This is a genomic window from Amphritea pacifica (assembly GCF_016924145.1).
Lineage (GTDB): Bacteria > Pseudomonadota > Gammaproteobacteria > Pseudomonadales > Balneatricaceae > Amphritea > Amphritea pacifica.
Window position 1 is genome coordinate 1 of record NZ_JAFFZO010000043.1, and the last position, 24,462, is coordinate 24,462.

23 protein-coding genes are annotated in these 24,462 nt (G+C 50.9%); 13 read left to right on the forward strand and 10 right to left on the reverse strand.

The features are described 5' to 3' along the window. Together JW499_RS22525 and JW499_RS19385 are read left to right on the forward strand one after the other, a co-directional pair. Positions 1 to 323: hypothetical protein (locus tag JW499_RS22525; RefSeq protein WP_463427523.1), on the forward strand; the 323-nt coding region annotated here is incomplete at its 5' end. Then, positions 311 to 712, forward strand: coding sequence for a hypothetical protein (locus JW499_RS19385; protein WP_205212134.1), 402 nt, complete (start codon positions 311 to 313; stop codon positions 710 to 712). The genes JW499_RS22525 and JW499_RS19385, both read left to right, overlap by 13 nt. 433 nt (positions 713 to 1,145) lie before the next feature. Here the strand turns inward: JW499_RS19385 and JW499_RS19390 are convergent, their stop codons facing one another. Continuing rightward, positions 1,146 to 1,400, reverse strand: coding sequence for a hypothetical protein (locus tag JW499_RS19390; protein ID WP_205212135.1), 255 nt, complete (start codon positions 1,398 to 1,400; stop codon positions 1,146 to 1,148). Positions 1,401 to 1,586: 186 nt separating this feature from the next. Further along, positions 1,587 to 2,273, reverse strand: a complete 687-nt coding sequence (locus tag JW499_RS19395; protein ID WP_205212136.1) for an FMN-dependent NADH-azoreductase — start codon at positions 2,271 to 2,273, stop codon at positions 1,587 to 1,589. Between the two features lie 121 nt (positions 2,274 to 2,394). Here JW499_RS19395 and JW499_RS19400 point away from each other — a divergent pair, with 121 nt between their 5' ends. Together JW499_RS19400 and JW499_RS19405 are read left to right on the forward strand one after the other, a co-directional pair. Beyond that, positions 2,395 to 3,279, forward strand: coding sequence for a LysR substrate-binding domain-containing protein (locus JW499_RS19400; protein ID WP_205212137.1), 885 nt, complete (start codon positions 2,395 to 2,397; stop codon positions 3,277 to 3,279). A 340-nt stretch (positions 3,280 to 3,619) separates the two neighbouring features. After that, positions 3,620 to 4,150 (forward strand): hypothetical protein, encoded by a 531-nt coding sequence (locus JW499_RS19405; protein ID WP_205212138.1) that lies wholly within the window; start codon positions 3,620 to 3,622, stop codon positions 4,148 to 4,150. Positions 4,151 to 4,324: 174 nt separating this feature from the next. On the opposite strand, the gene pabB is transcribed toward JW499_RS19405, so the two are convergent. Further along, the gene (gene pabB / locus JW499_RS19410) at positions 4,325 to 5,722 is read right to left on the reverse strand and encodes an aminodeoxychorismate synthase component I (protein ID WP_205212139.1); all 1,398 of its coding nucleotides are present in this window, start codon (positions 5,720 to 5,722) and stop codon (positions 4,325 to 4,327) included. 266 nt (positions 5,723 to 5,988) lie between these two features. Here pabB and JW499_RS19415 point away from each other — a divergent pair, with 266 nt between their 5' ends. The 7 genes from JW499_RS19415 to JW499_RS19445 all read left to right on the forward strand — a co-directional run bounded on the left by JW499_RS19415 (position 5,989) and on the right by JW499_RS19445 (position 15,274). Continuing rightward, positions 5,989 to 6,852 carry an alpha/beta fold hydrolase gene (locus JW499_RS19415; protein WP_205212140.1) on the forward strand — a complete coding sequence of 288 codons (864 nt, stop codon included), beginning with the start codon at positions 5,989 to 5,991 and terminating at the stop codon, positions 6,850 to 6,852. A 193-nt stretch (positions 6,853 to 7,045) separates the two neighbouring features. After that, positions 7,046 to 7,750 carry a GntR family transcriptional regulator gene (locus JW499_RS19420; RefSeq protein ID WP_205212141.1) on the forward strand — a complete coding sequence of 235 codons (705 nt, stop codon included), beginning with the start codon at positions 7,046 to 7,048 and terminating at the stop codon, positions 7,748 to 7,750. 3 nt (positions 7,751 to 7,753) lie between these two features. Next, the gene (prpB, locus tag JW499_RS19425) at positions 7,754 to 8,644 is read left to right on the forward strand and encodes a methylisocitrate lyase (RefSeq protein WP_205212142.1); all 891 of its coding nucleotides are present in this window, start codon (positions 7,754 to 7,756) and stop codon (positions 8,642 to 8,644) included. A gap of 135 nt (positions 8,645 to 8,779) precedes the next feature. After that, positions 8,780 to 9,910 carry a bifunctional 2-methylcitrate synthase/citrate synthase gene (gene prpC, locus JW499_RS19430; protein WP_205212143.1) on the forward strand — a complete coding sequence of 377 codons (1,131 nt, stop codon included), beginning with the start codon at positions 8,780 to 8,782 and terminating at the stop codon, positions 9,908 to 9,910. 74 nt (positions 9,911 to 9,984) lie between these two features. After that, positions 9,985 to 12,594 (forward strand): Fe/S-dependent 2-methylisocitrate dehydratase AcnD, encoded by a 2,610-nt coding sequence (gene acnD / locus JW499_RS19435; protein ID WP_205212144.1) that lies wholly within the window; start codon positions 9,985 to 9,987, stop codon positions 12,592 to 12,594. A gap of 170 nt (positions 12,595 to 12,764) precedes the next feature. Beyond that, positions 12,765 to 13,946 (forward strand): 2-methylaconitate cis-trans isomerase PrpF, encoded by a 1,182-nt coding sequence (gene prpF / locus JW499_RS19440; RefSeq protein WP_205212145.1) that lies wholly within the window; start codon positions 12,765 to 12,767, stop codon positions 13,944 to 13,946. A gap of 962 nt (positions 13,947 to 14,908) precedes the next feature. Beyond that, on the forward strand, positions 14,909 to 15,274 hold the full coding sequence (locus tag JW499_RS19445) for a VOC family protein (RefSeq protein WP_205212146.1): 366 nt from the start codon (positions 14,909 to 14,911) through the stop codon (positions 15,272 to 15,274). Positions 15,275 to 15,298: 24 nt separating this feature from the next. Here the strand turns inward: JW499_RS19445 and JW499_RS19450 are convergent, their stop codons facing one another. From JW499_RS19450 to JW499_RS19465, 4 genes are all read right to left on the reverse strand, one after another. Then, positions 15,299 to 16,888 (reverse strand): cation:proton antiporter family protein, encoded by a 1,590-nt coding sequence (locus JW499_RS19450; RefSeq protein WP_205212147.1) that lies wholly within the window; start codon positions 16,886 to 16,888, stop codon positions 15,299 to 15,301. A 272-nt stretch (positions 16,889 to 17,160) separates the two neighbouring features. Then, positions 17,161 to 17,439, reverse strand: coding sequence for a ubiquitin family protein (locus tag JW499_RS19455; RefSeq protein WP_232846528.1), 279 nt, complete (start codon positions 17,437 to 17,439; stop codon positions 17,161 to 17,163). A gap of 5 nt (positions 17,440 to 17,444) precedes the next feature. Next, positions 17,445 to 18,629 carry a WD40/YVTN/BNR-like repeat-containing protein gene (locus tag JW499_RS19460; RefSeq protein WP_205212148.1) on the reverse strand — a complete coding sequence of 395 codons (1,185 nt, stop codon included), beginning with the start codon at positions 18,627 to 18,629 and terminating at the stop codon, positions 17,445 to 17,447. A 206-nt stretch (positions 18,630 to 18,835) separates the two neighbouring features. Beyond that, positions 18,836 to 19,759, reverse strand: coding sequence for a LysR family transcriptional regulator (locus JW499_RS19465; RefSeq protein ID WP_205212149.1), 924 nt, complete (start codon positions 19,757 to 19,759; stop codon positions 18,836 to 18,838). A gap of 94 nt (positions 19,760 to 19,853) precedes the next feature. On the opposite strand from JW499_RS19465, the gene JW499_RS19470 reads away from it, so the two are divergent. After that, a complete protein-coding gene (locus JW499_RS19470) occupies positions 19,854 to 20,477 on the forward strand; it encodes a LysE family translocator (protein WP_205212150.1) in 624 nt (207 codons plus the stop codon). A gap of 114 nt (positions 20,478 to 20,591) precedes the next feature. On the opposite strand, the gene JW499_RS19475 is transcribed toward JW499_RS19470, so the two are convergent. Together JW499_RS19475 and JW499_RS19480 are read right to left on the reverse strand one after the other, a co-directional pair. Continuing rightward, on the reverse strand, positions 20,592 to 21,308 hold the full coding sequence (locus JW499_RS19475) for a UDP-2,3-diacylglucosamine diphosphatase (protein ID WP_205212151.1): 717 nt from the start codon (positions 21,306 to 21,308) through the stop codon (positions 20,592 to 20,594). Further along, positions 21,308 to 21,817 (reverse strand): peptidylprolyl isomerase, encoded by a 510-nt coding sequence (locus tag JW499_RS19480; protein WP_205212152.1) that lies wholly within the window; start codon positions 21,815 to 21,817, stop codon positions 21,308 to 21,310. The genes JW499_RS19475 and JW499_RS19480 overlap by 1 nt, the downstream gene beginning before the upstream one ends. A 204-nt stretch (positions 21,818 to 22,021) precedes the next feature. Here JW499_RS19480 and JW499_RS19485 point away from each other — a divergent pair, with 204 nt between their 5' ends. Then, a complete protein-coding gene (locus JW499_RS19485; RefSeq protein ID WP_205212153.1) occupies positions 22,022 to 23,704 on the forward strand; it encodes a glutamine--tRNA ligase/YqeY domain fusion protein in 1,683 nt (560 codons plus the stop codon). Positions 23,705 to 23,765: 61 nt separating this feature from the next. Here JW499_RS19485 and JW499_RS19490 read toward each other — a convergent pair whose 3' ends face one another. Then, a complete protein-coding gene (locus JW499_RS19490) occupies positions 23,766 to 24,299 on the reverse strand; it encodes a hemerythrin domain-containing protein (RefSeq protein ID WP_205212154.1) in 534 nt (177 codons plus the stop codon). Positions 24,300 to 24,462 lie beyond the last annotated feature (163 nt).

Below are 24,462 nucleotides of genomic sequence, written 5' to 3' on the forward strand. Positions count from 1 at the left end.
TGGTGTGTGATGGCATGAACCTGATTGGTCGGGAAATGTTTGCTATCGACGGCTGTAAAATGCCATCCAATGCAGCCAAAGAGTGGAGTGGAACACGGGCAGAGCTGAACCGTAAACAAGCCAAAATGGAGAAAAGGGGACTGATTTATTTTTGTCCTTCATCCCGTAAAATCACTGCAAGCCTTTTAGAGCAATCGACGCAATCGCGTCGAGCACCGAGTAAGCGCGAAGCGCGTGCTAGTCATTCACGGTCTTGGATCCAGAACTATCCATGCTCGTCCTTTTACACGGAATGTTTGAGGTTTCAATTGTGCACCTGTTAAAAATAGTACAGTGGATTTTGATCGTTGTAGGGGGAGTTATTACGGTTCTGGTAATGCTCTGTGCTCTTCTTTTTTGGTATATGAGTTCTGGTGTTTTTGGTACTGAACGTTTTGATAAGGGTGCGTGGAACGCTCCGGTATCCAGAGAGCAGGAAGCTTCTTGTTACCGTGGCGGAATGGCTAAAGATATTCGGGATAATGTGTTATCCAGCGAAACAACTAAGGAAGATGTCATTGTTCTGCTTGGAAGTCCTGAGGGTGATATAACCAAACAAGTCTATAAATATGATCTTGGCATGTGCAGCGGCTTGCGTATGGACTATGACGATTTACGTATCTATTTTGACGACCAGGGTCATTATACCCACGCAAAAATTGTTCAGAATTGAGAGGCCAGTTACTAATTGCACGACAATAAGACAGATTCTCTTTCTTTCCGCTTAAATTCTTCAATCATATGAACCAATGCTTTTTCCAGTAAGCGACGCAGTCGCGCCTAACTACTCGCTAGCTGCGCAGCGGCGGTCTACCCACGCGGGAGCGGGGGAACGAGCGCAAGCCTCTCTTCAATCATTAGATGTATGACAGTTATCACGGGCGTTGTTGGGATTCGTGCCTCATCCCAACCTATGGTCCAGATTTTCCTGGCAAGCGACGCAGTCGCGTCTAACCACCAGCCAGCCGCGAAGCGGCGATCTAGCCACTGCCTTTAAAGGCGATCTAGCCACGGCTCTCTTATGCCTGCTGTGATCATTGCAGAAATTGACGCCACTGCCGGAAGGGCGTCCATCACATCACTGCAAAGGCTGTTAAGAATTAAGCTTACTCTAACCTGGATTCAAGCAGCATGCGCATAGCATGAGCCATTGTTTTTTCGGACTCATGGTGTTTTCCATTTGCATGCAGGCGCATACCTTCATCACGCAGAGCTTTCACCTCGGCTTTCTGCATCTCATTCAGATCACTGCGGGGCAGCGCATTATCGATCGCCTTAGCGTCCATCGGGCAGTGACCCGCGAAAGCCTGCACAGATAGTGTAGTGGCTACAGCTGCCAGCATAAGTGTACGTTTCAACATAACAAATCCTCCAAATCTGGACCCGGTTCATAGTTCAAACTAAAGTATAGTTCAGTTGATTTTAGCTATTGCCAGATCACGGAGGTGTCGGGGGAATGGCACCCGTACAGAAGCGAATCTGGCAGAACAGGAAGGTAGTCATGAACCAGGTCAGATCAGAATTGAAGAGCGCTTAATGGATTACATTTAATCCTGGCAGCGTTCTTTACAGGGGCTTTCTGGGGAAGCTAGCTTTTTGGTAATTCGTTTTATTAATTCCGGAATTGACTTATAAGCGCTTTCAATTGACCGCTTGTGCCGTTTATCACCAAACTCTTGGTATTCCACGTTGATTTCATGTATTTCATCTGCGCCAAGGTATTTGCTGAGTGTGCGAAGATGGGGGCCTAAATGATTCATCGTTTCCCGTGCTCCGTTTTCTTCAAAGCCAAACTCGCCACAAGATGTTATAAGCACGAGAAATTTTCCTGACAGGGTAGGCTCTAATGGAAAATCACCACGGTTAAGGTCAAAGGTAAAGGTCTTGTTTATTCTGACAATCTGGTCAATCCATGCTTTCAGTGATGCAGGCATACCGTAGTTGTACATCGGAGTGGATATGACAATGACGTCAGCCTCTGATAACTCTTCAATTAACACATCAGACAATGCTAACAATAAATTTTGCTCATCTGTTCTTTTCTCTTCGGGGGTGAAGACCGCTGCAATCCAGCTTTCAGATATAAAGTCTGGTGGTGTGCTGCCAATATCTCTATAGATAAATCGATCTGCGGGTTTTTCTGTGAGCCATTGATGCTTGAATGTCTCGCCTAAGGTCCTTGAAATAGAACGTTCTTTACGTGCACTTGCATCGATATGAAGTATAGCGGTCATATGATTTTCCCTGGTTTGTTATGAATTACGCTGTGTCGGGAATTATTTGCAAAGCCGGGCTTGTTGACAAATGGTAAAACTTTACTTATAGATGATCTGATTTCATCTATGAGTAAAGTCTATGTTTTCTCGCTTACCTCAACTGAATCAAATCAAAGGGTTTGAGGCTGCTGCGCGCTTAGGTAGTTTTAAAGCTGCCGCTGGTGAGCTGAATATCACTCCAACGGCAATATCTCACCAAATATCAAACTTAGAGGACCGGCTGGGGGTTTTGCTGTTCGAACGAAAAGTCCGCTCAATAGTCCTGACTCAAGAAGGTGCCAGGTTTGCACTTGTTGCCCATCAGGCGCTGCAGCAGATATCAACGGCAATTGAAGAAATATCCGATGCGCAGTCTGTGTTGAACATAGCCACAACGACGTCTTTTGCCTCAATGTGGCTTGTTCCCAATCTGGCTAGGTTTTATAAAGAACACCCTGATATTCAGGTTGCGATAAGGACCGGAGAGGAGCTTGCTGATATCAGGCGCGATCGTCGCATTGATCTCGCAATAAGATATGGTCGTGATGTTGAGAAAAATACAACAGCGGTAAAACTGGTGACCGAACGTTTTGCCGGCTATGCAACAGAGGGTTATTTGAACAGTTGTAAGGATTTAACTGATGCCACTTATATAGAGACCAGATGGAAGAACAAAGACTTACCCTCAATAAGCTGGGAAAAGTGGCTTCAAACGTTTAACGCCAATATATCCGCCCCAAAGATAAGTTACTTTGACCAGGAAGATCATGTTGTTCAAGCCGCTTTAACCGGTCAGGGAATAGCACTGGTTAGCTCGGTATTAGCTAAAATGGCGGTGCAGAACGGTTGGTTAAAAACTATGGATGATGACTGCTCTTTACCGGGGCTAACGTATTTTTTATTGGTATCACCCTTCAGTGCAAACTTACGCAAAGTCACTGTCTTCAGTGATTGGCTGATTAAAGAGTTAGCAGAGTATGCCTGATAATATCGATATTAGGAAAAAGGGAGACAGACGTATTTTCTTGCCCCTCATCCCTTCACCCCACGAAAGCAACGCTTTTCCTCGCATGCGACGCAGTCGCGTCTAACTACTAGCCAGCCGCGAAGCGGCGATCTGGCCACTTCTCTTTGAGATAAATCCTTGCCATTCGCCAGTCGTTAACATTTAATATTGTGATAGATCGCTATGGATGGTGAGCTTCCTACTGAGGCCTTTCACCTTATGAGTTTATGCCCATGCTGGGCGTAACAACGTTAAGTCGACCAGATGTTAATGTGCCATCTGCAACCGGGCTGGCACAATAAATGTCGGAGAAAAAAACATGGACGAGAACCCCTATAGAGCCCCCAACGCATCGAATGAAAAGCCAGAACGAGGATCTGGTGCAATAAGGATTATAAAGAAAATTCTGATTGGTTTAGGTGTTGTTTTTGGGCTGCTGATCGTACTGATTATCTGGGGCGCATATTCTACCTCAAATACCTACGGCAAGTTTGAAAATAGAGCAGAACCGTTTATCGAAAACTTTCTTGCTGAGCAAGATCCCTGGGACTATAAAAAAGCCAGGCCGTATCTGAGTGACGCCTGGTTAGAAAGCACAACGGATGAAGATGGCGTAAAGCTGTTCGGTTATTTTAAAAAGCTGGGAGTATTGACATCTATTGATAGTATTGCCTGGCAGGGGTGTTTGAATCATAAATCGACCAGTGGTGCAGTTGAACGATGTAACTACGACGTTATGGCAAGCTATGAAAATGGCAAAGCACAACTCTATTTTGGCTTATCTATCGAGTCCGAAGAACTCAAACTGATGCAGTTACGAATTAACTCCGATGTGTTTATGCAGCCGTAAACGGATAGAGCTGATTGCGTCTGATTCACAGACAAGAAAGGGGGGGAGATCTGTTTTCTGGCCCCTCATCCCTTCACCCCACGAAAGCAACGCTTTTCCTGGCATGCGACGTAGTCGCGTCTATTCACTAGCCAGCCGCGAAGCGGCGATCTGGCCACTGCCTTTAAAGGCGATCTAGCCACTGCTCTTACCAATAGTCTCCTCTAAAGGCTTAAGTAGATTATTCACCTTGTCATAGGTTTCCTGATATTCATCAGCGGTTTCGGAGTCTGCGACGATGCCGCCGCCGGCCCAGCAGTGTATCTGGCCGTTTTCACAGATCAGGGTGCGGATGGTGATGCTGGTATCCATCTGGCCGGAGAAACTCAGATAGCCGATTGAGCCGCAGTATACAGAGCGACGATGGGGCTCCAGCTCTTCGATAATTTCCATAGCACGGATCTTCGGTGCGCCAGTGATCGACCCGCCGGGGAAACTGTGCTCCAGCAGGTCGATCGGGGTTTTATCCGCCGCCAGTTTGCCGGTGATGGTGCTGACCAGGTGGTGGACATTGGCATAGGATTCTACAGCAAACAGTTTAGGCACTCTGACACTGCCGTGTTCACATACCTTGCTGATGTCATTGCGCATCAGATCGACGATCATCAGGTTTTCGGCCCGGTCTTTCTCGCTGTCATGCAGGGCCAGTTTTAACTGTGCATCCAGCGCCGGGTTGTTGCCTCTTGGCCGTGTGCCCTTGATCGGTTTTGTGGTGACTTGGTTGTCGCACACTTCAAGAAACTGTTCGGGTGAGTGTGACAGAATCGCACCGTCAGCGGTTTCAATGTAGGCGGAGTAGGGGGTTGGCGCCTGCTGTCTGATCAGCTTGTAGGCCGCCCAGGGGTCCCCTTGATAGCGGCTGCTGAAACGTTGGGCAAAGTTAACCTGATAGCAATCACCGGAGTGGATGTACTGATCGATGCGGTTAAGTGAGTGGTAATACTCGGGTTCACTCATATTGCTTTTAAAGGGGGCGGCAAGGGTAAAGCCACGGCTGCCTGTTTCAGTATTATGGTTTAGCAGCTGCAGAATATTTTCTGCCCCGGCGGTATTGATCAGGGGGGTGGTGACCAATTGTGCGGTGTTACTCTTATGGTCGATCACCACTGCCCAGCTGTATATACCCACCTGCATATCGGGCAGCTCGATATCAGCGATGGTGTTTTCTGGCAGTGTTTCCAGACTGCGGCCCAGGTCATAGGCAAAATATCCCAGCAACCCACCACAGAATGGCAGCGCTTTAACCTCGGTTTGTTGTGGCTCAGGGCAACGCTGCTGATACTGGCTAAACAGTTGTTGCAGATGGGTAAAGGGATTGCCGCTAAGCTGTTCATCGGTGCTGGCTGTGGTGAGATGAGTTAATCCATTCTGATAACTAAGCCGGGCTTCAGGATTTGCGGCGATGATATCAAAACGCCCATAACGGCCTGCAGGTTTTCCACTGTCGAGGAAGACCGGGGCGTCGAGGTGACGGATGCGTTCGAAGTAGAGGGTGGTATTTTGCAGATAGGGGAGTGAAAAAAGTCTGTACACCCGATAAACCTTAGTTCTTGCCTGTCTTCAGCTCAGGTCTCTGAGTTTGACCGGTCGTTGTTTTGCCATCCGTCAGCTTAAGATTAACAGGATGGTTCAGGGTAAAAAGCGATTGTATCTGTCCGGGGTAGCGAAAGCGAGGTGCAATCCTGCAGTTTTTTCTACAAATCTTAACAGTATAATCGCCGTATAATGACGGGAGTTTTGTTCTTCTTCAGGATACTATCCGTTTATTTATAGCCGTCAGATAACAGTTAGCAGAACCGATGATTAAACACCCCTTCAAGATTACTCAGCATCAGCTCAACCTTCCCGACCAGCAGGTCAGTTATCAGCTTTACAGAAAGTCCGGTGACAGCTCGCCGCGCCGGCTGGTGATGTTGCATGGTGCCGGCGTGGCTGGAGAGGATACCTGGTCAGCCATTAGCATGATGACCACTGGCTGGGATGAAATTCTCATACCGGACCAGCGGGGCACGGGCAATACGCGCTACCCCGACGGAGCGGAGCATTCTTTCACCATCAATGAACTGGTGAACGATCTCGGTGCTCTGGTGGACCATCTGGGCTGGTGGCAGTTTGATCTGGCGGGCTATTCCATGGGGGGGATGGTGTCACTACTGTATAAGCAGCGTTACCATGAGCGGGTGAAGAAACAATATTTGTTAGAGTCTGCGATGCTTGACCGGCCCTGCTGGGAATCGACTGTTAATCTGCGCTTGAAGTTCAGTGAAGCCGCAGAGCATCTGCAAGGGGATCAGGCGGAAACCGGAATACGTGCGTTTCTGGATACTATCTCGCCCAACCGGAAAGTCGCGCCTAAAGCCGAGTTGTTGACAATCCAGCGCCTTGCAGCACGTCCTATTGGTTTTGCTAATGCCCTCAACTGTGTCACGGAAGCGATCACCACTATAGACCGTGAAGCACTGGTGGCTGCCCAGGGTGATGTCACCAGTTTTATTGGCGGTCACAGTGTCGATCTGATGCATCAGTATCAGCGGGATCTGGCTGAGCGCCTGCCCAACTGGCACTACTTTATGGTGCCGGGCACTGATCATTCGCTGCCATTTCAGAAACCCCGTCAGATCGCCCGTATTATGGATAGCGAACTGAACCGTTTTCTCGCCTGATACGCACTCCTGAACTAGACTGATAGCCTCGTTTGACGGGGCTTTTTTATGTCTGATAGCTAAGTCAGGATATACCCCTATACTTTTGTAGCATGTCGACACTTTTCGTCTTTAGTATGGTTGACGATGCAGGAGTTGCTCTGTATTGTTAGCCAAATAACAAGATTGTCGACAATCCATCGAGAAGGTTGTAATGGCAGAGATCATAGAATTAAACGATACCTCAAGCGAAGTGCGCACCCTGGCCGATCGTGTCAGTGGCCAACTGATTACCGCCATTGTCCGCGGTGATATCCCTCCGGGACAAAAGATCAGCGAACCGGAACTGGCCCGCACCTACGGCATCAGCCGGGGGCCTTTACGCGAAGCGATCCGTCAGCTCGAAGGCTTGCGCCTGGTGGTCCGTATTCCCCATGTCGGGGCCCGTGTTGTATCGCTGAGCCCGGAAGAGTTAGTTGAGATCTACCGTATTCGTGAGGCGCTTGAGGGCATGGCCTGTCGACTGGCGGCCGAAAATATGTCGACAGATGAGATCAACAGCCTGCGGGAACTGCTCTATCAGCATGAGCGAAATATCCAGGAGATTGATGGACGCGCCTACTTTCAGAAAGAGGGCGATCTGGATTTTCACTACCGCATCGTTCAATCCAGTAAAAATTCTAAACTGTTTGAGCTGCTGGGTGGTGAGCTTTATCACCTGGTACGCATGTACCGTTACCAGTTCAGCGTTTCTAAATCACGTCCGCAACGTGCCCTGAAGGAGCATCATCGCATCCTGGATGCGATCGAAGAGAGGGATGGCGAGCTGGCAGAACTGCTGATGCGTCGGCATATAGGCCGGGCACGCCGTAATATAGAAGAACGTCTGAACCCAACGAACAAAGAAGAGAGGGAATAACCTATGAGCAAACTGACCGCTGGCGGACGTTTCCGCAAAGCATTAGACGAGACCAATCCACTGCAGATCGTGGGTACCACTAACGCCTATCATGCGATGATGGCTGAGCGTGTTGGCCACAGGGCGATCTATCTGTCCGGTGGCGGCGTTGCTAACCACTCTTATGGTCTTCCCGATCTGGGCATGACATCGATGAATGACGTGCTGGCCGATGTGGGCCGTATTACCAGCGCTGTGGAAACGCCGCTGATTGTTGATATCGATACCGGTTGGGGGGGGGCATTCAATATCGCCCGTACCATCAAAGAGATGACAAAGTTCGGTGCGGCAGGTTGTCATATTGAGGATCAGGTTGCGCAGAAACGTTGTGGCCACCGTCCTAATAAAGAGATTGTGTCTCTGGAGGAGATGGTTGACCGTGTGAAAGCCGCTGTCGATGCTAAGACTGACGACGACTTCTTCCTGATCGCCCGTACCGATGCGTTTCAGATGGAAGGGCTGAATGCTGCGGTTGAGCGTGCTCAGGCCTGTCTGGAAGCCGGTGCCGACGGTATCTTCGCCGAAGCGGTTCACACCCTGGATGATTATCAGGCCTTTTCTGATGGCATTAACGGCGCACACCTGCTGGCTAACATCACTGAGTTTGGTGCGACACCGCTGTTTAATACTGAGGAACTGGCCGCTCATGGCGCGACCATGGTGCTGTATCCATTGTCAGCCTTCCGTGCGGCTAACCTGGCTGCACTGAATGTATTTGAAGCGATTCTGCGAGATGGTGACCAGAAAGCGGTTGTCGACACGATGCAGACCCGCATGGATCTTTACGATTTTCTCAACTACCACGACTTTGAACAGAAGTTGGATGCGCTGTTTCAGGAAGGTAAAAACAAGTAATCAGCCACAGCGCTGAAACCCGATGAGCTAACTCCCGCTGAGCGTTAAAGCGGGAAGATCGACAGAGTCAAAGCAAAAAATACTGTAACGGGTAAACACACTTTTCAGGCCCGCAAGCAGAGAGGAGAAGATAGGATGGCTGAAGCTAAAAAATTAAGTGGTGCGGGTCTGCGTGGTCAGTCCGCTGGTGAAACGGCACTCTGTACCGTTGGGCAGAGTGGTGCAGGTCTGACATACCGTGGCTACGATATCAAAGAGCTGGCGGATAAGGCGCAGTTTGAAGAGGTCGCTTATCTGTTGCTGTATGGCAAGCTGCCAAATCAGGGTGAGCTGGATGCTTATAAAGCCCGCCTGAAAGGGATGCGCGCGCTGCCTGCTGCTCTCAAAACCGTGCTGGAACAGATTCCCGCGGACGCTCACCCAATGGATGTGATGCGTACCGGCTGCTCCATGCTGGGCAACCTGGAAACCGAGCAGGATTTTACCGAGCAGCATGATCATATCGATCGGATGCTGGCAGTTTTTCCGGGTATGATTAACTACTGGTACAACTTCAGCCATCATGGCAAGCGTATTGATGTGGAGACCGATGCCAACTCTATCGGTGAGCAGTTCCTCTGGACCCTGCACGACAAGAAGCCTGAACCGCTGCATGTTGATGTGATGCATGCTTCGCTGATTCTTTATGCTGAGCATGAGTTTAACGCCTCAACCTTTACTGCCCGGGTGTGTGCTTCAACGTTATCGGATATCCATAGCTGCGTGACCGCTGCCATTGGTTCCCTGCGTGGCCCCCTGCATGGCGGTGCTAATGAAGCGGCGATGGCGATGATTCAGGACTGGCGTTCTCCGGATGAAGCGGAAGCCGAAATCATGGCGATGCTGGCGCGTAAAGATAAGATCATGGGTTTTGGCCATGCGATCTACCGGGATTCTGATCCCCGTAATGCGATTATTAAAGAGTGGTCCAGAAAACTCTCTGAACAGGTGGGCGATGAGTATCTGTTCGCCGTGTCTGAACGGGTGGAAGCGGTGATGTGGCGTGAGAAGAAACTGTTCTGTAACGCCGACTTCTTCCATGCTTCTGCCTACAATTTCATGGGCATTCCGACCGAGCTGTTTACCCCGATTTTCGTGTGCTCCCGGGCCGCAGGCTGGACCGCACATGTGATGGAACAACGTGCCAATAACCGCATTATCCGCCCATCGGCTGACTACAGTGGCCCAATCAGCGCCGAGTGGATCGATATCGCTGACCGTCCATAAGCTGAACTGGCTGAGAGGAGAGGGGCTGTGGTGAAGCTCAGCCCTTTCCCTAACTAAGATTTCAATGGTGTGATATGAATACTGAATACCGTAAACCGTTAGCAGGTACTGGCCTGGATTACTTCGACACCCGTGCGGCGGTTGAAGCGATTAAGCCAGGTGCTTATGCAACGCTGCCTTACACCTCCCGTGTTCTGGCTGAACAACTGGTGCGTCGCTGTGAACCCGAAGCACTGACTGATTCCCTGAAACAGCTGATTGAGCGCAAGCAGGATCTCGACTTTCCCTGGTATCCGGCCCGTGTGGTCTGTCACGATATTCTCGGTCAGACCGCACTGGTTGACCTTGCTGGCCTGCGGGATGCGATTGCTGAACAGGGTGGTGATCCGGCTAAAGTGAATCCGGTTGTACCAACCCAACTGATTGTTGATCATTCGCTGGCTGTTGAAGCACCAGGGTTTGATCCCGAGGCTTTTCAGAAGAACCGCGATATTGAAGATCGTCGTAACGATGACCGCTTCCACTTTATCGAGTGGTGTAAAACCGCCTTTGATAACGTTGATGTGATTCCGGCCGGTAACGGTATTATGCATCAGATCAACCTGGAGAAGATGTCTCCGGTGATTCAGGCCCGTGACGGCGTTGCCTTTCCGGATACCTGTGTGGGTACCGACAGTCACACCCCTCACGTTGATGCGCTGGGTGTTATCGCTATCGGTGTCGGTGGTCTGGAAGCTGAAACCGTCATGCTGGGCCGTCCCTCTATGATGCGCCTGCCGGACATTATCGGCGTTAAACTGGTGGGCAAGCGCCAGCCGGGGATTACCGCCACCGATATGGTGCTGGCGATCACTGAGTTTCTGCGTAATGAGAAAGTCGTTTCCGCCTATCTGGAGTTCTTCGGTGAGGGGGCTGCAACCCTGTCGATTGGTGATCGTGCGACGATCTCCAATATGACGCCGGAATATGGTGCCTCTGCCGGCATGTTCTATATCGATGAGCAGACCATCGAATATCTTAAGCTGACCGGTCGTGAGCCGGAACAGGTTGCTCTGGTTGAACAGTATGCCAAAGAAACCGGCCTGTGGGCGGATGATCTGGTTGATGCTCAGTACGAGCGGGTGCTGGAATTTGATCTGTCTACCGTGGTCCGTAATATGGCGGGTCCGTCTAACCCACATCGCCGTTTGCCGACCTCCGCTTTACACGAGCGTGGTATCTCCAGTGATGTGATGCTGGCCGCAGCCCAAGCAGAAGAAGCGGATGGCCTGATGCCGGATGGCGCCGTTATCATCGCCGCCATTACCAGCTGTACCAACACCTCTAACCCGCGCAATGTGGTGGCAGCCGGGCTGGTTGCCAGGAAAGCCAATGAGCTGGGATTGATTCGCAAGCCCTGGGTTAAAACCTCATTCGCGCCGGGTTCCCGGGTGGCCAAACTCTATCTGGAAGAAGCCGGTCTTCTGCCCGAGATGGAAAAGCTGGGTTTCGGTATCGTCGGCTATGCCTGCACCACCTGTAACGGTATGTCCGGGGCGCTTGATCCGGTGATCCAGCAGGAGATCATTGACCGCGATCTGTATGCGACCGCCGTGCTGTCCGGAAACCGCAACTTTGATGGCCGGATTCATCCGTACGCCAAGCAGGCATTCCTGGCATCTCCGCCACTGGTGGTTGCCTATGCCATTGCCGGCACCATCCGTTTCGACATCGAAAACGATGTCTTGGGGACCGACAAAGAGGGCAATGCGGTTACCCTGAAAGATATCTGGCCAAGTGATGAAGAGATCGACGCTATTGTAGCCAGCGCCGTGAAGCCGGAACAGTTCAATCAGGTGTATATTCCTATGTTTGATCTGGGAGCCGCAGAGCGTTCACCCAGCCCTCTGTATGACTGGCGTCCACAGACAACCTATATTCGTCGTCCTCCCTACTGGGAAGGCGCACTGGCCGGTGAACGGACCATGAAGGGGATGCGTCCGCTGGCGGTACTGGGTGACAACATCACCACAGATCACCTGTCGCCATCTAACGCAATCCAGGCTTCCAGTGCTGCCGGTGAATACTGCGCCAAGATGGGCCTGCCGGAAGAGGACTTTAACTCTTACGCAACCCACCGGGGGGATCACCTGACTGCTCAGCGGGCAACTTTCGCCAACCCCAAACTGCTTAATGAGATGTGCCGGGATGAGAATGGCGAGATTATCCAGGGCTCTCTGGCACGTCTGGAGCCGGAAGGTACCCAGATGCGGATGTGGGAAACCATCGAAACCTATATGCAGCGTAAACAGCCGCTGATCATCATCGCCGGTGCCGATTACGGTCAGGGGTCTTCCCGTGACTGGGCCGCCAAAGGTGTTCGCCTGGCCGGTGTTGAAGCGATAGTTGCGGAAGGTTTTGAGCGTATCCACCGTACCAACCTGGTAGGCATGGGGGTATTACCGCTCGAGTTTAAAGCCGGTGATAACCGCAATACCTACAGCATTGATGGCACTGAAACCTACGATGTGGTTGGCGAGATCAGCCCGCGTTGCGATCTGACAGTAGTGATGACCCGTCGCAATGGCGAGGTGGTTGAGATTCCGGTGACCTGTCGTCTGGATACCGCTGAAGAGGTCCATGTGTACGGTGCTGGTGGTGTGCTGCAGCGCTTTGCGCAGGACTTCCTGGAAGCCAACGCATAAGCGTTAAACACTATGCAGGGCCGGATAAGCACTCTTCCGGCTCTGCAGTTTTTACAGAGAGTTCTTAAGAGAATTTTTAATAAGCGCTTATACCACTCTGATCTTATTAAGAGTTTTCTGAACACGAGTCTCGTTTTTGAATGACACTCAGAGACACAGGAATATAAAAAATGGCATTTGTTCCACAGGTAAAAATCCCCGCGACCTATATTCGTGGCGGTACCAGTAAAGGTGTTTTCTTCCGTCGTCAGGATCTGCCGGCAGCAGCACAGCAGCCGGGTGAAGCCCGCGACAATATCTTACTGCGGGTGATCGGCAGTCCCGATCCCTATGGTCAGCAGATTGATGGTATGGGTGGCGCAACCTCGAGTACCAGCAAAACGGTGATCCTGGATAAGAGCAGCGAACCCGGTCACGATGTCGATTATCTGTTTGGTCAGGTGGCGATCGACAAAGCCTTTGTCGACTGGTCTGGCAACTGCGGCAACCTGACCGCAGCGGTAGGGGCGTTCGCCATCAGTAATGGCCTGGTTGACGCCGAGCGTATTCCTGACAATGGGATCTGTACCGTGCGGATCTGGCAAAAAAATATTGGTAAAACCATCATCGCCCATGTGCCAATGACTAACGGAGAGGTGCAGGAAACCGGTGATTTTGAACTGGATGGTGTGACGTTTCCGGCAGCAGAGGTGGTGATCGAATTTATGGACCCGGCTGATGGTGAGGGGTCAATGTTCCCCACGGGGAATCTGGTGGATGATCTGGAGGTTCCGGGCATCGGCACCTTAAAAGCGACAATGATCAATGCGGGTATTCCAACCATCTTTCTTAACGCCTCAGATATCGGTTACACAGGGACTGAGCTGCAGAAAGATATTAACTCCGATGCCGCAGCGCTGGGAAGTTTTGAAACCATTCGAGCTCATGGCGCGCTGAAGATGGGGCTGATCAGTGATATCTCGGAAGCGGCAGCCCGTCAGCATACACCTAAGGTGGCCTTTGTTGCGCCAGCAACTGCCTATGTCTCTTCCAGTGGTAAGCGGATCTCTGCGGATGATATCGATGTCTGTGTACGGGCTTTGTCCATGGGTAAACTGCACCACGCGATGATGGGCACTGCATCAGTCGCTATCGCCACCGCTGCCGCGGTCCCCGGTACTCTGGTGAACCTGGCCGCTGGAGGTGTAGAGCGCGATTCGGTTACCTTCGGCCACCCTTCTGGCACCCTGCGTGTCGGTGCCGCCGCAGAGCAGCAGGCCAATGGTGACTGGAGTGCCACTAAAGCGGTCATGAGCCGCAGCGCACGGGTACTGATGGAAGGGTTCGTCCGTATTCCCGGAGACAGCTTCTAAGCGCTCAAACCTGTTTTTCATTCTGCCCAGAGGTTATCTGCAGAATGTTACCGATGTCGAAGTGGCAGTCAGACGTTCAGGCCTCCCTATCAAGGACTGTTCGTTTCACTTCACGCTTAGGCCCTGTACGCAAGTGCAGGGTCTTTTTTTTCTGCAATAGGTGGTGTGGGAGTCGCATCTTCGCGACGATAGTCCGTGCCTGTAAATTGTTTTATCGCCGCAGGATGCGGCTCCTACAATGGAATTAACCCATAAATGATCGCGTTGTCTGGTGTGGGAGGCGCGCCCCCGCGGCGATAGTCTGTGCCTGTAAATTGTTTTATCGCCGCAGGATGCGGCTCTTACAATGGAATTAACCCATAAATGATCGCGATGTTCGGTGTGGTGGTCTGTTCAGTGGAGTGGGAGGAGTAGCACCGCGGCGATAGTCCGTGCCTGTAAATTGTTTTATCGCCGCAGGATGCGGCTCCTACAATGGAATTAACCCATAAATGATCGCGTTATCTGGTGTGGGAGGCGCGCCCCCGCGGCGATAGTTCGTGCCCGTGAATTGTTTTATCGCCGCAGGATGCGGCTCCTACAATGGAATTAACCCGTAAATGATCGCGTTGTCTGGTGTGGGAGGCGCGGCCCCGCGGCGATAGTCCGTGGCCGTAAATTGTTATATCGCCGCAGGATGCGGCTCCTACAATGGAATTAACCCGTAAATGATCGCGTTGTCTGGTGTGGGAGGCGCGCCCCCGCGGCGATAGTCTGTGCCTGTAAATCGTTTTATCGCCGCAGGATGCGGCTCCTACAATGGAATTAACCCGTAAATGATCGCGTTGTCTGGTGTGGAGGTCTGTTCTGTGGTGTTGGAGACCGATAGAGTTTGTCCGCTAATGCCATGTGATCTTTTATACTCTACAATTCAGGCAGATACTCTCAGGGATATGTCTGTGTAACTTAAAAGGAGAGGGGCGATGGATAAGCAGCATGAAAAGCTTAATTACGTAGAGTTTGGTTCGACTGATCTTGATGGATCAAAAGGTTTTTTCAGCCATGTGTTTGGTTGGCGCTTTACCGATTATGGTCCCGATTACAGTGCATTTGACCAACAGGGTCTTGAGGGGGGATTCTTTACTTCAGACCAGACTGCGAGTCAGGAAAAGGGCAGTGCGCTACTGGTGTTTTACAGTAGCGATCTTGAACAAACCCTGGCAAAAGTTGCAAGCCATGGTGGTGATATCTGTAAAGGGATCTTTGAGTTTCCCGGTGGACGCCGTTTTCATTTTATAGAGCCCGGCGGCAACGAATTTGCGGTCTGGTCTGATCAGCCTGCTGGTTGAACCGTTACCGCAGCAACAGGACTGTTAGCCCTGGGATTGCGGCTTATAGTCGCTTGATATCAGCCGCAAACTGTCTTCTGCAAAACCGCTACCGGCCTCTCTGTAGAAGTTAAACACTTTATCGATGCCAGCATCCAGCAGCTTTTGCCGGTCATCTTCATAGCGGGCAATGGCTGCAATCTGGCCCTGATAACCACAGTTCGCCAGTTGGATGGTAATATTACGGCTATCTTCGATGGAGGGCAGGGCCAGCAGTATCAGTTTAATGTCAGAGGTATTAAAGCTTTCCCAGAAATCGGCATCTTCACCATCGCCAAAGCAGACATTCAAACCTTTCTGCTGCAGCTCTGCGGCTCTGAAGCGGTCTGAATCGAGTCCGGCAACCCGGTGGTCAATAATATTCTGCAACGCTTTATACGCCCCTTTTCCCACCCGGCCCATACCGATGACCAGAACCTCTGCATGGGGAAACTGTTCAATAATGTCCGCTTTCAGGCGGTGGCTGTTTTCGTAGCGTTTCAGATAATCTTTATGTTGCATGTAAAAGCGATGCGCGCGGGGATAGAGAACGCTGGTCAGCACAAAAGACAGCGATACTGCCAGCGCAAGAATTACCAGCCATTCGCGGCTAAGCCAGCCGGAATCGACACTCAGGGCTGCAACAATGAGGCCAAACTCACTAAAGTTACTCAGGGCCAGTGAGGCCAGATAGGCGGTGCGACTGCGCAGTCTGAGGCGGGTGAAAATAGCAAAGAACAGCACGAACTTAATGCCGATCAGCAGAGCGATCAGTGCGGCTGTGCCCAGCATTGACCAGGTTGGCAATGCGGTAAATCCGATCGACAGAAAAAAGCCGATCAGAAACAGATCTTTAAAGCTAAGCAACGACTTGGTTAATTCTGAGGCTTTAGTGTGCTGGGCCAGTAGTATGCCAAATACCAGCGCCCCGAGATCCCCCTTAACACCGACCAGTTGGAAAAGTTCGTAACCCCCGAGGGCGAAGAAAAAACCGGTTAAGGGGAGCAGTTCACCATGTCCGGCTTTATCCAGTAATTTGTAGAGTATCGGGCGGGCAAAGATCAGCGCGAACAGAAGCGGAGCCCAGATCGATGGCAGCTTTCCGGTGGCAACCACCAGAAACAGCACTGCTACGATATCCTGCATCACCAATACACCGATCGCCAGCTGGCCATGACGGGTCTTCATCTCCCCGTTTTCTTCCAGCAGCTTAACGATACAGACCGTACTGCTAAAACTGAGGGCAAAGCCGAGCAGGGCCGCCGTGGTCAGATCGAGGCCGCTGTAATAGGGCACAGCCACAACCGCCATCAATAGGACAAAAGAGCCAAATACCAGGATCCACAACGCCATATGACTGAGCGTGCTGGCCCACACTTCACGCCGGAGCAGGTCTCCAATGTGCAGTTTAAGGCCAATGGTAAACAGCATCAGGGTGATGCCCAGATCAGCAAGGGTATCCAGGCTTTCGGTGGGCTCAATGCCGAGAAAGTGCAGCAGAAAGCCCGCCAGTAAAAAGCCGATTAAGGGCGGCATCCCAATAACTTTAAGCGACAGACCACAAAGAAAAGCGAACAGAACCCAGATAAAATCCATAGATATAAGTCTTTGTAATTACATAATATTTGTTAATGTAAGATAGGAGTATGCTAACACTTATCGGGTGATAAAACCCTATATGCTGTTGGCATATAATGAATCGGCTTAAACGGTTTCGTTATCATGCATAGTCGGTTCCAGAGAGCTAAGCCTTAAGGGGATGTGATCGTTTCAGTTGTGTTGCGGTCTGGCGGGACAGGCTCGCTATGCAATTAATCGAACCAGTTGATACTGAATAGCGTTGATGCAGTGCTTCAGAGGGGGCCAGATTAACCGCCGGTAAGCGCCTGAAAGATAAAGAGCGTGCCATTATCCGGAATCCGGTCTGAGAGCGTTTTACGGTCAATCACAACCGTCTCATTGATGCTGAGCATAATATGCCGGCGCAGGGCACCATGCTCATCCAGAATGTAATCGCAAAACCCTGGTGCGATGCGGTCGATCGCTTGTATAACCTCGGCCACCGAGACTTCCGGTATACAGATTTCGCGATTTTCCAGCATCGGAAAGAAGCGGTAAAGGTGGGGTGTCATTTCAACTCGGGTCATTGCACCTACCCGAAGCGCACAGAATAAACCGGCGGAAAATTGTTACCCAGGCAGCTCCAGGTTTCGCCGCGGTCTTCTGACAGGTAAACGTTGCCGGTGGTGGTGCCAAAGCAGAGGCAATCACCGGCTACATCAAGACCATGTCTCAGGACGATATCATAAGCGTTATCCTGTGGCAGACCGCTGCGGAACAGTTGCCAGGACTGCCCCCCATCGCTGGTTCGCGCGACACACAAGCCGCCATCAATAGCCATGCGTTGCGAATCTCCCTGTGCCGGTATTACCCATGCGGTGCGCCCGTCGCTGGCATCTGCCGCCACCGGAAAGCCAAAATGGACACCGGCTTCTGGCAGGCTGACTTTGTGCCAGCTCTGCGCGCCATCGTCGCTGTAAAATACGCCACAGTGGTTCTGTTGCCAGAGGTGATCGGGCTGGGAATGGCAGGCGGTGACAAAATGCGGATCATGGCCCCAGTCTGCACTGGGGTTGGGCATATAATCCATTAGCATGCCCTGATTGCGGCCTTTCCAGCTCAGACCGCCATCGATTGTTTCGATGACGCCGGCAGATGAGGCGGCAACGTAGATGTGATTCGGATCACGGGGGTCGATAATGATGGAATGGATTCCCGGCTCAAACACACCGTAATCAATGCTGGCGGGGGTGCCGCCCCAGCGGTTCTCGCTGGTTGCGTCGCCGTTAAACAGATCGCCCCCGCGACTTTCATGGTTCCAGAGGGGGCGGTTGAGTTCCCAGGTCTCGCCGTTATCGTTACTGACAAACAAACCGCCCGGAATGGTACCCGCATAGATTTTTCCAGGCTGCTCCTCGCTGCCAAAGGTAATGGTCCAGATTTTTAACACTGTCGCATCGCGGTATTCAGGCTGTCCCTCTGGCGCTTCCGGGTTAAAGTCCGGGGTCGGTAAATACTGTATGATCTGGCGCGCGCCCGGCGGAAATCTGACCGACTGTAGATCAGTCCAGTTCAGGCCATCGTCACGGGAGCATGACAGTTTTGGCCCCCAGTGACCGTGGTCCAGCGATGCCCACAAACTACCATCTCGCGGATCACGTACTGCGTAACAGACCGGTATGCCTGCATGCATAATGGGGCGGGGTTTCCAGACTGAGCTTATTCTATCCAACACCACCGTGCCTTTGCGCGTACCGAGCAGAATGGTTGCAGACATACTATCGACCTCGCTTATCATCGTATCCGGGATCTATGGGAGTCGTGGCTGATAGTTGCGTTGTTCAGAATAGCCGTTTATCAGCCATGCTTTCAGAGTATGGATGAAAGATTGTATTTCTGCATTGATGAAGGGGGATTAATACGCTAGTTAGATTTAATCAGCAGACTTTAAACACTCAGTTCTAAGCATTGAAATTCACCCATTTAACTAACACTAGGGTTAAGCAGTTTTTCTTTCAGAAAGTCCACCAGAACCTTCAACCGCTGTGGCAGATGACGGGTGGGGGGATACAGAACCCAGACACCGCCCTGATAGTTGGTGATAAACTCCCAGTCAGGGAATAGCTGAATAATATTTCCCGCCTCGAGATCGGGGCGGGCGGTAAAATCGGGTAATGTGCCGATACCGATCCCTTGTTTGACCGCATCAAGACGTACCTGGGTGTGATTGGCCGCATACCGGCCTCTGACATCAATATCGATGATCTGCCCATCTTTCTTCAATCGCCAGCGGCTGTCAGCCGGGTTATTACCCAGATAGATACAACTGTGGTCTTTCAGCTCTTTTGGGTGCTCCGGGAGTCCATGTTGTTGCAGATACTCCATAGAGGCGCATATCACGTGGTCCAGCCGGAAAAGCTCCCGGCCCATCAGTCCCGGTGGTGGCTGATCGGTGATCCTTAATGCCAGGTTGATACCATTGTCGATCAGATCCAGTGCACGGTCGTCCAGAATCATTTGCACATTCACTTTCGGATAACGCTGAAGAAACTCTGGCATCAGGGGGTGAATCACGGTGCTGCCAACGGCCTTGGGGACGCTGATACTGATGTCGCCTTCAATCTCCTGTTTCAGGCTATCGCAGATGTCCAATACCAGCTCCGCCCCTTCTACCATCTGTTTACAGCGGGTGTATACCTGCTCGCCACTGCTGGTTAGTCTTAATTTGCGGGTTGTACGCTGTAACAGGTTTGTGGAAAGCTGGTTTTCCAGCTTCGTAACACTACGGCTGACAGATGAGGTCGAACTGCCGAGAGCCTCGGCCGCAGCGGTGAAACTGCCTCTGTTAACCACCTCAACGAAAACCGCCATCTCGTACATCAGTGCATACTGTTCATTCTTGCGCATACAACAAAAATCCATTCCAGATAAGGGGGTTAATAACCTGATTATTAATCATATATCGTTAATCAGTCGATTAATTATATTTTTTGGGTGGGTTATGGATCTTTTGCAAGGTTTAGCATTGATCAGCGCAGTGCACTTTCTGGCCGCGGCGTCTCCGGGGCCTGATTTTGTGCTGGTTTCACAGCAGACATTAACAAACGGCAGAAAAGCTGGGTTTATGTGCAGTATCGGCATCGCTTTAGGGTTGTCAGTGCATATATTTTACTCCAGCCTGGGGTTAGCCGCAGTGCTGGCAAACTCAGAGACTGCACTCTGGGTGATTAAAATCCTCGGCGGAAGCTATCTGATTTATCTGGGAATAGTGGGCGTGCGGAGTTCGTCTGGAAGAGTTCGGCCGTCGAAGACCGTTGCAGTCGATATTTCAGCAGGTCGTCATATCATAACCGGTTTTGTCTGTAATGTTCTTAACCCGAAAGCGCCGGTGTATTTTATATCCCTGTTCACCGTTGTATTGTCACCAGAGATGCCGTTAGTTCAGATTGCAGTGTATGGCGCCTGGATGATGCTGATTCAGCTGATGTGGTTTTCAGCTGTTGTCACTCTGCTGTCAAATCCGGGTATCAACCGCCGGTTTAAAAGACTTGGAAGTCGCATCGACCGGTTGCTTGGCGCAACGATGATTATATTGGGACTGAAGGTCATCTTCACCCGAGTCTAGCTGTGTCATTACTGGCAGGGTGAAGATGCAGCCGCGGAGCCGGTATAAAGAGGTGAGGAGAAATTGACTGAATTATCAATATTTGTATTTGATAATTATAGTTTCGACTTTTGATTAATTAAGATCAAATTCGATTAATTTCTCACCCTGTTCTGACGCTTCCAGATACCAGCCAGACTTATCCCAGTCTCCAAGGACGATACGCCGCTTACCCCCTTCAAGAGAGTGCTCTGCCGGGCGATGGGTGTGGCCGTGGATCAGCAGATTACAGTTCGAGCCGGCCATCGCGGCCAGTACTGCCTGCTGGTTAACATCCATGATCTCGGTGCTTTTGTCTGCGGTCTGGGTCTCGCTGGCCATGCGTAGCTGTTTCGCCATCTCCAGCCGTTCTTCGACAGACTTGGTCAGCACCGCCTGTTGCCATTGCGGGTTTCGCAGCTGCTGACGCAGCGCCTGATAGGCATGGTCATCAGTACATAACTGATCGCCATGCATAAGCAGGGCGGGACCCGATGCCAGTTGAATGACTTCGCTATCGTCCAGAATCTGCACACCGGTCAGTTCTTCAAAACGACTGCCAATCAGAAAGTCCCGGTTGCCATGCTGAAAAAATATCTCGCAGCCTGACCGGGAGAGCGTCTTCAGTGCATCGACAACCGGTTGCAGATCATCCGCTATAAAGTCATCGCCTATCCAGGCTTCAAACAGATCACCGAGAATGTATAGCCGGTCACACTCTTTTGCTGTAGTAGCCAGGAAATGCAGTAACGTCCGGGTAAGATCCGGGCGTCCGCTGTGAAGATGAAGATCAGATATAAACAGGCTTCGCATTACTCAGCGCTATCTGCAGCCACAACTTCAGCGGAGGTGATGATCACATCTTCGGCAGGAACATCCTGGTGTCCGCCACGGAAGGTGGTAGAAACCCCTTTGATCTTATCAACCACATCCATACCCTCTGTTACTTTACCAAACACGGCATAGCCCCAGCCTTCTGTGGTTTTAGCCGTATGGTCGAGGAAGGTGTTATCGCTGACGTTAATAAAGAACTGAGCCGATGCGCTGTGAGGATCCATAGTGCGGGCCATCGCCAGGGTACCCCGTTTGTTCTGCAGGCCGTTATCTGCTTCGTTCTCGATGCTCCCGGCGGTTTTCTTGCTGACCATGCCGGGTTCAAAACCACCACCCTGGATCATAAAGCCATCAATAACCCGGTGAAAAATAACTCCATCGTAGAAGCCATCTTTAACATAGTTTTCGAAGTTTTCTGCTGACTTAGGCGCTTTTTCATAATCCAGTTCTATAGTGATATCGCCGAAGTTAGTGTGCAGTACGATCATGCTTACGATCCCTTTGTTTTAACTAGTTATTTTTATCTAGTTGGTTGGACTGAGAGTTTTTTGTGTCGATTCAATGGGCGTTATTATACTAAAGAATTAATCTGATAACTAACTGATTAATTTCGGCTTGCTTATGGTTGTATGCAGGCCATCTGTCTATAATATCGGCCTACTTGATACCATACGGAAGTTTAAGAAGCCTCTATGAGCAATAACGACGCCAGCAATACTGTGAAACAACCTACCAACTTTATTCATCAGGTTATCGAACAGGACCAGCAGCAGGGACTGGAAAAGGTGGTCACACGTTTTCCGCCAGAGCCAAATGGCTATCTGCACATCGGTCATGCCAAGTCGATCTGCCTGAACTTTGGTACTGCAGAAAAGTACAACGGCGAATGCAACCTGCGTTTTGACGACACCAATCCAGGCAAAGAGGAACAGGAATTCGTCGACGCGATAATGGATGATGTGCGCTGGCTGGGGTTCAGTTGGGCGGGTGAAGTGCGTTATGCCTCTGATTATTTTGATACGTTTTACGCCTGGGCACAGCACCTGATTAAGGCTGGCAAAGCCTATGTATGTGACCTCAGCCCTGAGCAGGCCAGTGAGTATCGTGGCTGGGCGACTGAGCCGGGCAAGAACAGCCCGTTCCGTGAGCGGTCGGCAGAGGAAAACCTCGATCTGCTGGAGCGGATGAAAAATGGCGAGTTTGACGAGGGCAGCCGGGTGTTGCGGGCTAAAATCGATATGGCATCGCCGAATATGAATCTGCGTGACCCGATTCTTTATCGCATTCGTAAGCAAAGACATCACCAGACTGGCGATAAGTGGTGTATCTATCCCAGCTATGATTTCGCCCATGGCCAGGAAGATGCCATTGAGGGGGTCACTCACTCCATCTGTACTCTGGAGTTTGCCGATCACCGCCCGCTGTATGAATGGTTTATTGAAAACCTGCCGGTGCCGAGTACCCCGCGCCAGTATGAGTTTGGCCGCCTGAACATCAACTACACCGTGACCAGTAAGCGTAAGCTGAAGCAACTGGTGGATGAAGGCCATGTGAGTGGCTGGGATGATCCCCGGATGCCAACGATTCAGGGGATGCGTCGGCGGGGTTACAGCCCGCAGGCAGTGCGCAATTTCTGTGACAGTCTGGCGGTCGCTAAAACCGATGGTACCGTGGATATGGCCCAGTTTGAGTTCTTTATCCGTGAAGACCTGAACGACAATGCCGCGCGGGCAATGTGTGTGATGAATCCGCTTAAACTGATCATTACCAACTTTCCGGAAGGCGAAGTGGAGATGCTCAGCGCTCCGGTGCATCCGCAAAAAGAGATGGGCAGCCGTGAACTGCCGTTTACCCGGGAGCTTTATATCGACCGGGCTGACTTCAGCGAAGACTCAACCCTGTCGCGGAAGAAGTTCCGTTTGCTGGTGCCAGGTGACTATATGCGTTTGCGCAGTGCTTATGTCATCAAGGCCGATGATGTGGTTAAAGATGCCGCCGGTGAGATCATTGAAGTCCATGCGTCATTGCTCCCGGGAACCGTAGGGGAGAATCCCGAAGAGGGTATCAAACCACGGGGGGTGATGCACTGGGTATCAGCCACCGAGGGTAAGCAGGCGAAAGTGCGTATCTATGATCGTCTCTTCAATGTTGAATCTCCTGATAAGGGGGAGGGGGACTTCCTGAGCAATATCAACCCGGACTCTTTCCGGGAGATTGATAATTGCTGGGTTGAGCCCGGACTGATCAATGCCGCTCCGGAAACCGCGTTCCAGTTTGAACGTGAGGGATATTTTGTTGCGGATCGTTACCAGCACACACCGGAGACTCCGGTATTCAATAAAACGATCGGACTGCGCGACACCTGGAAAAAATAACGCAGCGTCTGACAGTCTGAAACAAAAAACGGCTACCCATCGGTAGCCGTTGTTGTATCTGTCAGATATAGCCGGGAGTTTTGTGCAGGTTATGGCGGGTGTGCAGACTGAGTCCGAGCGACTCAAGATCGGTATTTTTGAGAATTTCAGCTGACAGGGGCAGAAAAAATGATTCCTCATATTTCGCATGCAGCAGGTAATGCTCAGACATCCCTGTTGCGGCCTGCCTGTCCAGTTCGACAAACTTGCCTTTCGCCAGTTTCTTAAGATCCGGCTCGATTTTTTTCCACTCTTTTTCCAGATTGCGGTGCTCTTCGGTCAGCCGTTTCACCATCATCGCTGTTTGTTGCAACTCTTCACCGGGGCTGGCACAGTCCATCACGATATTAAACAGTTCCTGCTCCTCTTCCTGGTGATGATTGAGCACTACTTCGTGGAAAAAAGTAATCAGTGTTTCCGCAGTTTGCCTGATCTCTGGCTGAACCGGATCGGTGATCTCTGAATTGCCCAGTTTTCCAAGCTGTTCAAAGTTCTTAATGATAGAGATATGACATTGGGAAAAGTCATCGGTAGGACTGGATGGTTTAGTGTTCATTGATTCACCTTCTCTTTAAGGCAGGGGTTTACCCTGTGTCACACGGATAGAGCCGTTTAGCGTCATGGGTTGCACACGGCAGACCGGCGTTTGGATGGCTCAATACTATGCTTTATGTTACGAAGATTAAATGACTATAATCAATTCTGTATCATATTAAGAG

Coding starts and splice junctions, on each gene's coding strand:
- JW499_RS19475 (WP_205212151.1), bottom strand. CDS start 21,308: ATGCGAAGCCTGTTTATATCTGATCTTCATCTTCACAGCGGACGCCCG.
- JW499_RS19480 (WP_205212152.1), bottom strand. CDS start 21,817: ATGATCGTACTGCACACTAACTTCGGCGATATCACTATAGAACTGGAT.
- JW499_RS19485 (WP_205212153.1), top strand. CDS start 22,022: ATGAGCAATAACGACGCCAGCAATACTGTGAAACAACCTACCAACTTT.
- JW499_RS19405 (WP_205212138.1), top strand. CDS start 3,620: ATGGACGAGAACCCCTATAGAGCCCCCAACGCATCGAATGAAAAGCCA.
- JW499_RS19470 (WP_205212150.1), top strand. CDS start 19,854: ATGGATCTTTTGCAAGGTTTAGCATTGATCAGCGCAGTGCACTTTCTG.
- prpF (WP_205212145.1), top strand. CDS start 12,765: ATGGCATTTGTTCCACAGGTAAAAATCCCCGCGACCTATATTCGTGGC.
- JW499_RS19390 (WP_205212135.1), bottom strand. CDS start 1,400: ATGTTGAAACGTACACTTATGCTGGCAGCTGTAGCCACTACACTATCT.
- JW499_RS19450 (WP_205212147.1), bottom strand. CDS start 16,888: ATGGATTTTATCTGGGTTCTGTTCGCTTTTCTTTGTGGTCTGTCGCTT.
- JW499_RS19455 (WP_232846528.1), bottom strand. CDS start 17,439: ATGACCCGAGTTGAAATGACACCCCACCTTTACCGCTTCTTTCCGATG.
- JW499_RS19400 (WP_205212137.1), top strand. CDS start 2,395: ATGTTTTCTCGCTTACCTCAACTGAATCAAATCAAAGGGTTTGAGGCT.
- prpC (WP_205212143.1), top strand. CDS start 8,780: ATGGCTGAAGCTAAAAAATTAAGTGGTGCGGGTCTGCGTGGTCAGTCC.
- JW499_RS19445 (WP_205212146.1), top strand. CDS start 14,909: ATGGATAAGCAGCATGAAAAGCTTAATTACGTAGAGTTTGGTTCGACT.
- JW499_RS19490 (WP_205212154.1), bottom strand. CDS start 24,299: ATGAACACTAAACCATCCAGTCCTACCGATGACTTTTCCCAATGTCAT.
- JW499_RS19465 (WP_205212149.1), bottom strand. CDS start 19,759: ATGCGCAAGAATGAACAGTATGCACTGATGTACGAGATGGCGGTTTTC.
- JW499_RS19395 (WP_205212136.1), bottom strand. CDS start 2,273: ATGACCGCTATACTTCATATCGATGCAAGTGCACGTAAAGAACGTTCT.
- JW499_RS19415 (WP_205212140.1), top strand. CDS start 5,989: ATGATTAAACACCCCTTCAAGATTACTCAGCATCAGCTCAACCTTCCC.
- JW499_RS19420 (WP_205212141.1), top strand. CDS start 7,046: ATGGCAGAGATCATAGAATTAAACGATACCTCAAGCGAAGTGCGCACC.
- JW499_RS19460 (WP_205212148.1), bottom strand. CDS start 18,629: ATGTCTGCAACCATTCTGCTCGGTACGCGCAAAGGCACGGTGGTGTTG.
- acnD (WP_205212144.1), top strand. CDS start 9,985: ATGAATACTGAATACCGTAAACCGTTAGCAGGTACTGGCCTGGATTAC.
- prpB (WP_205212142.1), top strand. CDS start 7,754: ATGAGCAAACTGACCGCTGGCGGACGTTTCCGCAAAGCATTAGACGAG.